Genomic DNA, 12665 nt, shown 5'->3' with positions numbered 1-12665 from the left:
GGGGTCTATGCTTGGCGCTTTTTAGTGGAGCGCTGCCATGGCCCAGGTTGATCTTTCCCCCATCCACGATTTTCTTCCCTGCGCAACACCACAGGCTTGGATTGACGCCGCACTGGCGAACCAGGAGCTGCTGCTCATTGATCACGCCCACTGTGAGAAGAAGGCTGCCTCAACGGCACTTGGCCTGATGTACCGCTATATGGAGGATCCGGACTTGTTGCACCGGATGTCGCGGCTGGCACGCGAGGAGCTGCGTCATTTCGAGCAGGTACTGTCCATACTCCAGAAGCGGGGGATTGAGTACCATTACCTGACGCCGGCGCGTTACGCCCAGGGCCTGCATCAGCATGCCCGCAAGGAGGAACCGGGGCGGCTGGTGGATACCCTGATCATCGGCGGCATCATAGAGGCCCGGTCCTGCGAGCGTTTCTCGGTAGTGGCACCGCTTCTGGATGAGGAGCTGGCGGAATTCTACGATTCGCTCCTCAAGTCCGAAGCCCGTCACTACCAGGATTACCTCAGGCTTGCCGAGAAAGCGGCGGGTGACCAGGTGAAGGAGCGGGTTGAGACACTGCTGACGGTGGAGGCGGAGCTGATCCAGTCACCGGATGACAGCTTCCGCTTTCACAGTGGGGTGCCGGACTGGTTGTGATCAGCCCGTCAGTTGATCGAAGGGAATGCTGAGCAGCTCAGGCGCCGTGCCCTCGCGGGCCTCGATGTACCAGGCCTTCTCGTGCCAGTCGCCGGTCACATAACGCCTGGCGGGAGCGCCGTTGGCTTCCAGCTCATGCACTGCCGGCCTGTGGGTGTGGCCGTGGATGAGCTGCTGCACGCCGTGGCGTTCCATGTCCGCCACCACCTCTTCCGGCGTGACGTCCATGATGGTCTGTTCCTTGCCTCGGTTCTTGGCCTGGCTGATCTCGCGCATCTGGCGCGCCACGGTCTGGCGGTCCGCCAGGGGACGCTGGAGAAACGCCTTCTGCCACTGCGGGTCGCGCATGGTTGCCCGGAATTTCTGGTACTCCTCATCCGCGGTACAGAGGGTGTCGCCGTGCACCAGGAGGGTGGGTTCACCGTGGAGGTTGATCACGGTGGGGTCATCCAGAAGGGTAGCCCCAACGCGATCACAGAAGTCCTGTCCGATGAGGAAATCCCGGTTACCGTGCATCAGGTACAGGGCCGTGCCCGTTGCGGTAATAGCCTGCAGTGCCTCGGCGACGGTTTCCTGCAATGGCGTATGCTCGTCGTCTCCGATCCAGGCCTCGAAGAAGTCCCCGAGAATATAGAGCGCGTCAATATTGTAGGCGTAGTCCGGGAGGAACCCCAGAAAGGCCTCTGTGATGTCCGGACGGCTTTCCTCCAGGTGCAGGTCGGCAATGAAACGCGTGGTCATGCGTCCTCTCCCTCGTCGGTGCGGTAGGCCCTGTGGATGATGACATCTTCCACCGGTACATCACGGTGGCCAGCGCGCGCCGTGGTGGGCTTCTCACGGATCCGGTCGACCACGCCCATGCCTTCCACCACCGCACCGAACACGCAGTAGCCCCAGCCGTCCTGGGTCTTGGCGGTATGATCCAGGAAGCCGTTGTCGTTCACATTGATGAAGAACTGGGAGGAAGCGGTGTGCGGACTCATGGTCCGGGCCATGGCGATGGTACCGCGCCGGTTGCTGAGCCCATTGTCCGCCTCGTTGGGGATCGGTTCGCCGGGTTTCCGGGGTTCCATGTCCGGGCCGAAGCCCCCGGTCTGGATCATGAAGTTGCTGATGACCCGGTGAAAAATGAGGCCGTCGTAGAAACCCGAATCGATGTAGGCGAGGAAGTTCCCGGTGGTGACGGGGGCGTTCTCCGCGTCGGTGGCCAGCAGGATGCGGCCTTCGCTGGTTTCCAGAACGACCATGAGATTATATCCTTTCGCGTCTAAATGGACCGTATTGTAAGGCATCGTTTTCCGCCATGCATGAGATCGTGGTGGTGAGCAGGTACAATGGCTTCCTTCAAATCAACCCGGTGGTGTCACAGCATCCATGAGTTCCGAATCCGCTCCGGCCAGCAACTTCATCCGAACCCTCATCCAGGACGACCTTGCCGAAGGCCGTCATGACCACGTGGTCACCCGGTTCCCACCTGAGCCGAATGGCTACCTGCACATCGGCCATGCCAAGTCGATCGTGGTCAATTTTGGCATGGCCGAGCAGTTCGGCGGCGACTGCACGCTGCGCTTTGACGACACCAACCCAGAGAAGGAAAGCCAGGAGTACATTGAGGCCATCAAGCGCGATGTGACGTGGCTGGGGTATGAATGGAAAGGACCGGTCCGCTACGCCTCGGACTATTTTGACCGCCTCTATGAATACGCCGAAGAACTGATCCGGGGCGGCCACGCCTATGTCTGCAGCCTGGACCCGGAAACCGCGGCCCAGTACCGCGGTACGCTGAAGGAAGCGGGCACGGACAGCCCTTATCGGGACCGCTCCGTTGAGGAAAACCTGGACCTGTTCCGGCGCATGCGTGCGGGGGAGTTCGCCGAGGGCGAGCACGTGCTGCGGGCGAAAATCGACATGGCGTCTCCGAACATGAACATGCGGGATCCGATCCTGTACCGCATCCGCTATCTGACGCATCACCAGACCGGGGACAAATGGTGCATCTACCCGATGTATGACTTCACCCACCCGTTGTCGGATGCGGAAGAGGGCGTGACCCACTCCCTGTGTACCCTGGAATTCGAGGACCATAGGCCGCTCTACGACTGGGTGCTGGAACACGTGACCCCCCCGTGCCGCCCGCGCCAGACGGAGTTCGCGCGCCTGAACGTGAATTACACCATCACGAGCAAGCGCAAGCTGATGCGGCTGGTGGACGAAGGCCACGTGGATGCCTGGAACGATCCGCGTATGCCAACGCTTTCCGGCATGCGCCGGCGCGGCTTTACCCCGGCCTCGCTCCGCCAGTTCTGCGACATGGTGGGCGTGAACAAGACCGGCGGTACGGTAGACCTCGGGATGCTCGAACACGCCATCCGGGACGACCTGAACCGCAACGCGCCCCGCGCCATGTGTGTGCTGCGGCCGGTGAAACTGGTACTGACCAACTACCCGGAAGGCCAGTCTGAGATCCTGAGCACGGCGGTTCACCCCCAGGATGAGTCCATGGGCACCCGGGAGGTCACCTGGACGCGCGAGATGTACATCGATGCCGAGGACTTCGTGGAAGTGCCGCCCAACAAGAAGTGGAAGCGGCTTTCCAAGGGCAACGCCGTGCGTCTGCGCGGCGGGTACGTGATCACCTGCAATGATTTCGTCACCGATGACGACGGCAATGTGACCGAGATCCATGCCGAATACGATCCGGCTACCCTGGGTGTGAATCCGGAGGGCTACAAGCCCAAGGGCGTCATTCACTGGGTTTCAGCGGAAACGGCCGTGGATCTGGAATTGCGCCTTTATGACCGGCTCTTCGGCGTGGAAAACCCGGGTGCCGACAAGAACCGGGATTTTGTCGAGGATCTCAACCCTGACAACCTGGTGGTGATGACCGGCTGCAAGGGGGAGGCGAACCTGGCCTCGCCGCGCACGGACATTCCCTACCAGTTCGAGCGCGAAGGCTATTTTTTCTACGATCCCGAGGCCAGCAGCGAGAACCGGATCGTGATGAACCGCACCGTCACCCTGCGTGACTCCTGGGCCAAGATCAGCGGCCAGTAAACCGAGACCGGAAAGGATGGAGACCCCGTGATCCAGCTCTACAGCACCCTCAGCCGCCGCAAGGAAACCTTCCAGCCCATCACCGAGGGTAAGGTCGGCATCTACGTCTGTGGTATGACGGTCTATGACTACTGTCACCTGGGGCACGCCCGGGTCCTGGTCGCGTTCGACGTGGTGACGCGCTACCTGCGCCATCGGGGTTACGACGTCCACTACGTGCGTAACATCACCGATATCGACGACAAGATCCTGGATCGGGCGCAGGAGAACGGCGAGGACTTTCGGGCCCTCACGGACCGCATGATCGCCGCCATGCACGAGGACGAGGGCGCGCTTGGCGTGCTCAGGCCGAGCGAGGAGCCCCGGGCAACAGAGACCATTGATGGGATGGTCGCCATGATCGGGACCCTGGTCGAGAAGGGCCATGCCTACCAGGGCGATAATGGCGACGTCTATTTTGCGGTGTCCTCCTTCGAGGATTACGGCAAGCTCAGCCGAAAGAAGCTCGAGGACCTGGTCGCCGGTGCCCGTGTGGAAGTGGCCGAGGCCAAGGCCAGTCCGGCGGATTTCGTGCTCTGGAAGGCCGCCAAGCCCGGCGAGGTGAGCTGGCCCTCACCCTGGGGCGATGGCCGGCCCGGTTGGCACATCGAGTGCTCGGCCATGTCCCGCTCGCACCTGGGGCGGACCTTTGACATCCACGGTGGCGGCCCGGACCTGATGTTCCCGCACCACGAGAACGAGATCGCCCAGTCCGAGTGCGCCCATGAGCAGCCGTTCGTTAACTACTGGATGCACGCCGGTGCGGTGCGCGTGAACCACGAAAAGATGTCAAAATCCCTGGGTAACTTCTTCACAATCCGGGATATTCTCCAGGAGCACGATCCGGAAGTGGTGCGCTATTTCCTGATCGCCAGCCATTACCGCAGCCAGATCGACTACACGCCGGACAGCCTCGCGGAGGCCAAGGGCGCGCTGATGAAGTTCTACCAGGCGCTGGATGGTGTGGAGCCGGAAGCGGACCCTGCCGAGACCGAGCATGATCGGCGATTCATCGAGGCGATGGACGACGACTTCAACACCGTCGAGGCCACCGTCGAACTGCATGCCCTGGCCGGCGAGCTGAATCGTGCGCGGCGCAACGGCGATGAGGCAGAGGCGGCGCGACTGGCCGGCGTGCTCAAGCGGCTGGGCGCTGTGCTCGGGGTCCTGGAACGGGCGCCTTCCGACTTCCTACAGGGTGGGACTGGCGATCTGACGCCGGAGCGCATCGAAGCGCTGATCGAGGCGCGGGCCGAGGCGAAGAAAGCGAGGGATTTCGCCGAGGCCGACCGCATCCGGGACGAGCTCCTTGAACAGGGCATAGTGTTGGAAGACAGCCGCGAAGGCACCACCTGGCGCCGGGAGTAGGGCGCCTGTCCTTTTGCGGTGGGTTTGGCTTAGAATACGCACACCCAGAATTCGTGGCCGCCGGGTCATGGCGTTTCAGGCCCGGCGATGCCGTACAAAAAACCGAATCAAAACAGCAATCTGAGGCACAAAGATGACAGAACGCGTGAATGCAGGTGGCCTGCAGGTCGCCCGAATCCTGTACGACTTTGTCAACAACGAAGCCATTCCGGGCACCGGTGTTGATGCCGACCATTTCTGGAATGAGTTCGGCCGTATTGTGGCGGACATGGCGCCGCGCAACCGCGAGCTCCTGAAGGTCCGGGATGAACTCCAGGAGAAGCTGGACAACTGGAACCGTGAACACAGGGAACAGTCCATCGACCTGGACGAGTACAAGACCTTCCTCAAGGACATCGGCTATCTCAAGCCCGAGGGCGACGATTTCACCGCGACCACAGAGAACGTGGACAAGGAGATCGCCCAGGTAGCGGGCCCGCAGCTGGTCGTGCCCATCTCCAACGCGCGTTTTGCCCTGAACGCCGCGAACGCGCGCTGGGGCAGCCTCTATGACGCCGTTTACGGCTCCGACATCATCTCCGAGGAAGGGGGCGCGACCAAGGGACCGGGCTACAATCCGGTGCGCGGTGAGAAGGTTATCGCCTACGCGCGCGCCATGCTGGATGAATCCGCGCCGCTGGAAAGCGCCAGCCACGCTGATGCCACCGGTTACCGGGTTGAGGGTGGTCAGCTGAAGGTCAGCCTGAGCAGTGGAAGCGAGGCCGGCCTGAAGGACCCGGCCCAGTTCGTGGGCTACAAGGGATCCGAGGGCGAGCCGGAAGGCATCCTGCTGGTGCGCAACGGCGTGCACTTCGAGATCCAGATTGACGCCAGCCACCCGATCGGCAAGGACGACGCGGCGCACGTCAAGGATGTGCTGATGGAATCCGCACTGACCACCATCATGGACTGCGAGGACTCCGTGGCGGCCGTGGACGCCGAGGATAAGACCGGCGTCTACCGCAACTGGCTCGGCCTGATGCAGGGGAACCTGGAAGAGAGCTTCGAGAAGGGTGGCAAGACCGTCACCCGGAGCATGAACCCGGATCGCGAGTACCAGGATTCCAAGGGCAAGCCGCTGAGCCTGCATGGCCGCAGCCTGATGCTGGTGCGCAACGTCGGTCACCTGATGACCAACGATGCGATCCTCGATGCCGATGGCAACGAGGTACCGGAAGGCCTCATGGACGGCATGATCACCTCCCTGATCGCCATCCATGACATCAAGGGCAACAACCGGGTGGGCAACAGCCGCACCGGCAGCGTCTACATCGTGAAGCCCAAGATGCACGGCCCGGATGAGGTGGCCTTCACCAACGAACTCTTCGGCCGTGTCGAGGATGCCATTGGCATGAAGCGCAACACCCTCAAAGTGGGCGTTATGGACGAGGAGCGCCGCACCACGGTCAACCTCAAGGAGTGCATCCGCCAGGCCAAGGACCGGATCATCTTCATCAACACAGGTTTCCTCGATCGCACCGGCGACGAGATTCACACCAGCATGGAGGCGGGCCCGGTGATCCGTAAGGGCGAAATGAAGCAGGCGCCCTGGATGACCAGTTACGAGGACTGGAACGTGGACATCGGCCTGGAGACCGGCCTCAAGGGCCGCGCCCAGATCGGCAAGGGTATGTGGCCCATGCCGGACAAGCTGGCGGCGATGATGGACGCCAAGATCAGCCACCCGAAGGCCGGAGCCAACACCGCCTGGGTCCCGTCACCGACGGCGGCCACCCTGCATGCAATCCATTATCACCAGGTGAACGTGATGGCGGTTCAGGAAGAGCTGGGCAAGCGCGAACGTGCCAGCCTGGACAACATCCTGACGGTGCCGCTGATGAAGGATCCGTCCGCGCTCAGCCAGGAAGAGATCAAGCAGGAGCTGGATAACAACGCCCAGGGCATCCTCGGCTACGTGGTGCGCTGGATCGAGCAGGGCGTTGGCTGCTCCAAGGTGCCGGACATCAACGATGTGGGCCTGATGGAGGACCGCGCCACACTGCGGATCGCCTCCCAGCTGCTGTGCAACTGGCTGTACCACGGCATCTGCACGGAAGAGCAGGTGATGGAGACCCTCAAGCGCATGGCGAAGGTTGTGGACCGCCAGAATGAAGGCGACCCGAGTTACATCCCAATGTCGGATGATTTTGAGGGCAACGTGGCCTTCCAGGCGGCATGCGATCTGATCTTCAAGGGCCGTGAGCAGCCGAGTGGCTACACCGAGCCGTTGCTGCACGCCTATCGCCGCAAGGCTAAGGCCAAGTACGGTCAGTGAGACGGAAGTTGAACTGACTGGACTAAAACCCCGCTTCGGCGGGGTTTTTTGTGTGCGGCGGAAGGGGGTGGGTAACCCAGCCCCTTCCTCAGGCGCTTTTCGGGGAGTCAGCCGTGGCGTTCCGCGGCTTCCAGGGTGTTCTGCAGCAGCATGGCGATGGTCATCGGCCCCACGCCACCGGGGACGGGGGTAATCCAGCCCGCGCGCTCGGACGCCGCGGCGAATTCCACGTCGCCGATCAGCTTGCCTTCCTCGTTGCGGTTGATGCCCACATCAATCACCGTGGCGCCTTCCTTGATCCACTCGCCATGGACCAGTCCGGGCTTGCCGGCGGCGGCGATGAGCAGGTCGGCGTCGGCCACGAAGCGGGGCAGGTCGCCGGTGAAGCGGTGGGTGACCGTGACCGTGGCCCCCTTGAGCAGCAACTCCATGGAAAGAGGGCGGCCGACAATGTTGGAGGCCCCCACGATGACCGCATGCTGGCCCTTGTAGGGCGTGCCGATGTGATCGAGGAGGTGGATGATGCCGGCCGGCGTGCAGGGGCGCAGCTCCGGGTGGCGCTGGGTCAGGCGGCCCAGGTTGTAGGGGTGGAAACCGTCCACGTCCTTGTCCGGGCGGATGCGCAGCAGGATCTCGTCCGGGTTCATGTGTTCCGGCAGAGGCAGCTGGACGAGGATACCGTCGATGTTCGGGTCCTCGTTCATCCGATCCACAAGCTGGTTCAGTTCGTCCTGGGTGGTTTCTGCCGGCAGGTGGTGATCCTCGGTATGCAGCCCAGCGGCCTCACAGGCTTCGCGCTTACGCTTCACGTAGAGGTTGGAGGCCGGATCGCTGCCCACCAGTACGACGCCCAGACCCGGCGGGCGCAGGCCCTGGCTGGTCCGCTGACTCACTTTTTCCGCTACGGAGTGGCGGAGATCCAGGGCGATGGCCTTGCCGTCAATGATCTGCGCTGTCATACAGGGGCCTTGTGAGGGTGGTTCGGAAAAGGCGGCATTGTCGCAGTTTTATGCTCAGCCGCCAATCATGTTGACGCTGTTCACAGCCCCCGGTATGATTCGCTCCAACTTCGCTAAGAGCCGGCGTGGGTGAGTTTTTCGGGGTATAGCGCAGTCTGGTAGCGCGCCTGCTTTGGGAGCAGGATGTCGGGAGTTCAAATCTCTCTACCCCGACCAGTTTCAGGCACTCACTGGGCGGGCCGTTGTGGGCGGATGGATGAACGTGCGCTCGTAGCTCAGTTGGATAGAGCAACGGCCTTCTAAGCCGTAGGTCGCAGGTTCAAGTCCTGCCGGGCGCGCCAACCTTCTGGCACGCGGCGTTTGGTGAAGTCCTGCAGGTGCGTTAGAATCGCGCCTCTCAGTGGTGGACGTAGCTCAGTTGGTAGAGCTCAGGATTGTGACTCCTGCGGTCGAGGGTTCGATCCCCTTCGTCCACCCCATTTTCTTCTATTTCCGGCCATCAGGGCTGACCTCTTTTTTATGGGCGAAAGTGGCGGAACTGGTAGACGCGCTGGATTTAGGTTCCAGTGGGGCAACCCGTGAGAGTTCGAGTCTCTCCTTTCGCACCACTTCTTTTCCTTTCCCGGATTTTCCCTCTCGGAGTGCGCGGTCAGAACGTGATAGAATCAGCGCCCCGAAAGCGGCGGCCTTGCCAAGTCGCGTTTACATTTCTATGATCCCCGGCTTTACATTGAATCGGAACGGCAATAACTGAGGATATTCCATGCAAGTCTCCCTTGAATCGACCTCCAACATCGAGCGTCGCATGACCATTGGCGTGCCCGCGGAGGAAGTTGAGCAGCAGGTGGATCAGCGCCTGCGCGAAGCCGCGAAACAGGTCCGCCTCAACGGTTTCCGTCCGGGCAAGGTTCCCATGAAGGTCGTACGCAAGCGTTTTGGCCAGGGCGTACGCCAGGAAGTTCTCGGCGAAGTGATGCGTAATGCCTGGATGGAGGCGATCCAGGAGCAGGACGTGCAGCCCGCGAGCCAGCCGCGGTTTGAGCCCCAGGCCGTGGAGGAAGGCAAGGACTTTGAGTTTGTTGCCGTTTTCGAGGTCATGCCCGAGATCCAGGTGGGCGACCTGAGCCAGATCAGCGTTGAGAAGCCCTGGTCCGAAGTACAGGACAAGGACATCAACAAGATGATCGATAACCTGCGCCGCCAGCAGGCGACCTACAAGGAGGTCAAGCGCAAGGCCAAGAAGAAGGACGTCATGACCATCGACTTCACCGGCACCATTGACGGTGAAGAATTTGAGGGCGGCAGCGGCGAGGACCAGCAGCTGACCCTGGGGGATGGCCAGATGATCCCGGACTTTGAGGACCAGCTGGTGGGTGCCAAGACCGGTGAGGAGCACACCCTTGATGTGACCTTCCCGGAGGATTACCAGAACGAGGAACTGGCGGGTAAGCAGGCGCAGTTCCAGGTAACCATCAAGAAGGTCGAAGAGCCGCAGCTGCCGGCCCTCGAGAAGGAATTTTTCGAACAGTTCGGTGTGGAAGCCGAGACCGAAGAGGAATTCCGCGAGGAAGTGCGCAAGAACATGGAGCGCGAGCTCAAAAACGGCATCCAGAACCGCATCAAGCAGCAGGTCATTGACGGCCTCCTGGAGGTTACCGAGCTGGAAGTGCCCCAGGGCATGGTCGATCAGGAGATCGAGCGCATGAAGCAGGAGGCGGTGCAGCAGTTCGGCGGTCAGATGGATCCGTCACAGCTGCCCTCCGAGCTGTTCCAGGATCAGGCCCAGCGTCGTATCAAGACCGGTCTGCTGTTCCAGCAGCTGGTGCAGGATGCCAACCTTGAGGTGGACAGTGAGCGGGTGGATGAAAAGATCCGCGACATCGCCTCCACCTATCAGGACCCCGATGAGGTTGTTGAGTATTACAACAACAACCAGCAGGAGAAGCAGCAGATTGAATCCTCAGTGCTTGAGGATCAGGTTGTGGATTACGTCCTTGAAAATGCCAAGGTGAAGCAGAAGAAATACAAGTACGAGGACGCTGTGAATCCGCCCCAGCAGGGTGCGTGATGATCCGGGGGTGAAAACCCGGCCAGCTCGTCTACAATTGGGGTTCTGAAACCCGCCATACAGGCAACAACCGGGAGACGACAATACCCATGACACAGCAGATATCCGACGGCGCGAGCGACGTCACCAATTCCGGTCTGATCCCGATGGTGATCGAGCAGACCGCCCGGGGTGAACGGTCCTTCGACATCTTCTCCCGGCTGCTCAAGGAGCGCGTGATCTTTCTGGTGGGCCCAGTGGATGACCATACGGCTAACCTGATTGTCGCGCAGCTGCTGTTCCTGGAGTCCGAGAATCCGGACAAGGACATCCACTTCTACATCAACTCGCCTGGTGGGGCAGTGACCGCTGGCATGGCGATCTATGACACCATGCAGTTCATCAAGTCCGACGTCTCCACGCTCTGCGTGGGCCAGGCGGCGTCCATGGGTGCTCTGCTGCTGGCAGCGGGCACGCAGGGCAAGCGCTACTGCCTGCCCAACTCCAAGGTGATGATCCACCAGCCGCTGGGCGGTTTCCAGGGTCAGGCCTCGGACATCGAGATCCACACCCGCGAGATCCTCAAGACCAAGGAGCGACTGAACAGCATCCTGGCCGAGCATACCGGTCAGAGCTATGAGCAGATCGCCCAGGACACGGACCGGGACAACTTCATGGACGCTGCGGAGTCAGCGGAGTATGGCCTTGTTGATGCCGTACTTGATAAACGCTCGGGGAATACATAATACTGGTATCAATCCCCATTTCTGTCGCTCGACCGTGGCACGCGGTCAACGCAAGGCGGCCGGAACCAGAACAGAGGTAATCCAATGGCAGAGAAAGGTAGCGGCAGGGGCGACGATAACGGCAAGCTGCTGTACTGTTCCTTCTGCGGCAAGAGCCAGCATGAGGTCCGCAAGCTGATCGCGGGCCCGTCGGTGTTCATCTGCGATGAATGCGTGGATCTGTGCAACGACATCATCCGCGAGGAAATTCAAGAGACCACCGAGGAAGAGCCGAGCGACCGTCTGCCCTCTCCCCACGAGATCAAGGAAACGCTGGACGAGTACGTGATCGGCCAGGACCGCGCCAAGGTGGTGCTGTCCGTTGCCGTGTACAACCACTACAAGCGTCTGCGTTTCGGTGAGAAGCGCCCGGAAGTCGAGCTCGGCAAGAGTAACATCCTGCTGATCGGCCCCACGGGCAGCGGCAAGACGCTGCTGGCTGAGACGCTGGCGCGCATGCTGAACGTTCCGTTCACCATTGCCGACGCCACCACGCTGACCGAAGCCGGCTACGTGGGGGAGGACGTCGAGAACATCATCCAGAAGCTGCTCCAGAAGTGCGACTACGACGTGGACAAGGCCCAGCGCGGCATTGTCTACATTGACGAGATCGACAAGGTCTCGCGCAAGTCGGACAACCCCTCCATCACCCGTGACGTCTCGGGTGAGGGTGTGCAGCAGGCGCTACTCAAGCTGATCGAGGGCACGGTTGCGTCAGTACCGCCCCAGGGTGGCCGCAAGCATCCGCAGCAGGAGTTTTTGCAGGTGGATACCGCCGGCATGCTGTTCATCTGTGGCGGTGCCTTCTCGGGCTTGGACAAGGTGATCCGGGAGCGTTCCGAGAAGACCAGTATCGGTTTCGCGGCCCAGGTGGTCGGTCAGTCTGACAGCAAGAGCACGTCCGAGATCCTGAAGCACATTGAGACCCAGGATCTGGTGAGCTACGGCCTGATTCCGGAATTCGTGGGCCGTCTTCCGGTTGTGGCCACGCTCACCGAGCTGGATGAGGATGCCCTGATCGAGATCCTGACCCAGCCCAAGAACGCGCTGACCAAGCAGTATCAGCAGCTGTTCGAGATCGAGGATGTGGAGCTGGATTTCCGGGAGGACGCGCTGCGTGCGGTGGCCCGCAAGGCCATGGAGCGCAATACCGGTGCCCGGGGGCTGCGCTCCATCATGGAGGGCATCCTGCTGGATACCATGTATGAGATCCCCTCCGAGCCGGACGTGTGCAAGGTTGTGATTGATGAAGGTGTGGTGAACGGGGAATCCGACCCGATTAAGATCTACGCCAACAATGAAACCGCCCGCGCGGTTCCGGAGGACTGACTCCGGTATCCTTGTTTTCAGCCCGTCTGTCAGCATCCGGCTGGCAGGCGGGTTGAAGCCGCCCCTCTTAATCCCCATTCTCTAGATAGTCAGCAGCGAAACGGGCCTGTGCCCACTC

Annotated in this window: 10 protein-coding genes and 4 tRNA genes; 11 read left to right on the top strand and 3 right to left on the bottom strand. The window is 61.3% G+C overall.

The window, feature by feature from the left end:
* The first annotated feature begins 37 nt into the window (after nt 1-37).
* Complete coding sequence (locus H4I92_RS16060; protein ID WP_077531524.1) at nt 38-652, top strand: MiaE family protein; 615 nt, start codon at nt 38-40, stop codon at nt 650-652.
* Here the strand turns inward: H4I92_RS16060 and H4I92_RS16055 are convergent, their stop codons facing one another.
* Entirely contained in the window at nt 653-1393 is a 741-nt protein-coding gene (locus tag H4I92_RS16055) for a UDP-2,3-diacylglucosamine diphosphatase (RefSeq protein ID WP_077531523.1), read from the bottom strand.
* Entirely contained in the window at nt 1390-1899 is a 510-nt protein-coding gene (locus tag H4I92_RS16050; RefSeq protein WP_077531522.1) for a peptidylprolyl isomerase, read from the bottom strand. The genes H4I92_RS16055 and H4I92_RS16050 overlap by 4 nt, the downstream gene beginning before the upstream one ends.
* A gap of 127 nt (nt 1900-2026) precedes the next feature.
* Between H4I92_RS16050 and H4I92_RS16045 the strand changes: the two genes are divergently transcribed.
* The 3 genes from H4I92_RS16045 (at nt 2027) to H4I92_RS16035 (ending at nt 7427) form a co-directional block, all read left to right on the top strand.
* Complete coding sequence (locus H4I92_RS16045) at nt 2027-3706, top strand: glutamine--tRNA ligase/YqeY domain fusion protein (RefSeq protein ID WP_077531521.1); 1680 nt, start codon at nt 2027-2029, stop codon at nt 3704-3706.
* Nucleotides 3707-3736: 30 nt separating this feature from the next.
* Nucleotides 3737-5113, top strand: coding sequence for a cysteine--tRNA ligase (gene cysS / locus H4I92_RS16040; protein ID WP_218668301.1), 1377 nt, complete (start codon nt 3737-3739; stop codon nt 5111-5113).
* A 133-nt stretch (nt 5114-5246) separates the two neighbouring features.
* Entirely contained in the window at nt 5247-7427 is a 2181-nt protein-coding gene (locus H4I92_RS16035; protein ID WP_077531519.1) for a malate synthase G, read from the top strand.
* Between the two features lie 107 nt (nt 7428-7534).
* Here the strand turns inward: H4I92_RS16035 and folD are convergent, their stop codons facing one another.
* Nucleotides 7535-8386, bottom strand: a complete 852-nt coding sequence (gene folD / locus H4I92_RS16030; protein ID WP_077531518.1) for a bifunctional methylenetetrahydrofolate dehydrogenase/methenyltetrahydrofolate cyclohydrolase FolD — start codon at nt 8384-8386, stop codon at nt 7535-7537.
* 139 nt (nt 8387-8525) lie between these two features.
* Between folD and H4I92_RS16025 the strand changes: the two genes are divergently transcribed.
* The 7 genes from H4I92_RS16025 (at nt 8526) to clpX (ending at nt 12547) form a co-directional block, all read left to right on the top strand.
* Nucleotides 8526-8602 (top strand) — tRNA-Pro (locus H4I92_RS16025).
* Nucleotides 8603-8650: 48 nt separating this feature from the next.
* A tRNA-Arg gene (locus H4I92_RS16020) sits at nt 8651-8727 on the top strand.
* 62 nt (nt 8728-8789) lie between these two features.
* Nucleotides 8790-8865: transfer RNA gene (locus tag H4I92_RS16015), tRNA-His, on the top strand.
* A gap of 44 nt (nt 8866-8909) precedes the next feature.
* Nucleotides 8910-8994 (top strand) — tRNA-Leu (locus H4I92_RS16010).
* A 155-nt stretch (nt 8995-9149) separates the two neighbouring features.
* On the top strand, nt 9150-10454 hold the full coding sequence (gene tig / locus H4I92_RS16005; protein ID WP_077531517.1) for a trigger factor: 1305 nt from the start codon (nt 9150-9152) through the stop codon (nt 10452-10454).
* A gap of 89 nt (nt 10455-10543) precedes the next feature.
* Nucleotides 10544-11179 carry an ATP-dependent Clp endopeptidase proteolytic subunit ClpP gene (gene clpP, locus H4I92_RS16000; protein WP_077531516.1) on the top strand — a complete coding sequence of 212 codons (636 nt, stop codon included), beginning with the start codon at nt 10544-10546 and terminating at the stop codon, nt 11177-11179.
* Nucleotides 11180-11263: 84 nt separating this feature from the next.
* On the top strand, nt 11264-12547 hold the full coding sequence (gene clpX, locus H4I92_RS15995; protein WP_077531515.1) for an ATP-dependent Clp protease ATP-binding subunit ClpX: 1284 nt from the start codon (nt 11264-11266) through the stop codon (nt 12545-12547).
* Nucleotides 12548-12665 lie beyond the last annotated feature (118 nt).

It is taken from the genome of Vreelandella halophila (assembly GCF_019903425.1).
Taxonomy (GTDB): Bacteria; Pseudomonadota; Gammaproteobacteria; order Pseudomonadales; family Oleiphilaceae; genus Halospina; species Halospina halophila.
Note: the sequence above shows the minus strand (reverse complement) of the source record. Positions and strands in the feature narration are given on the sequence as shown.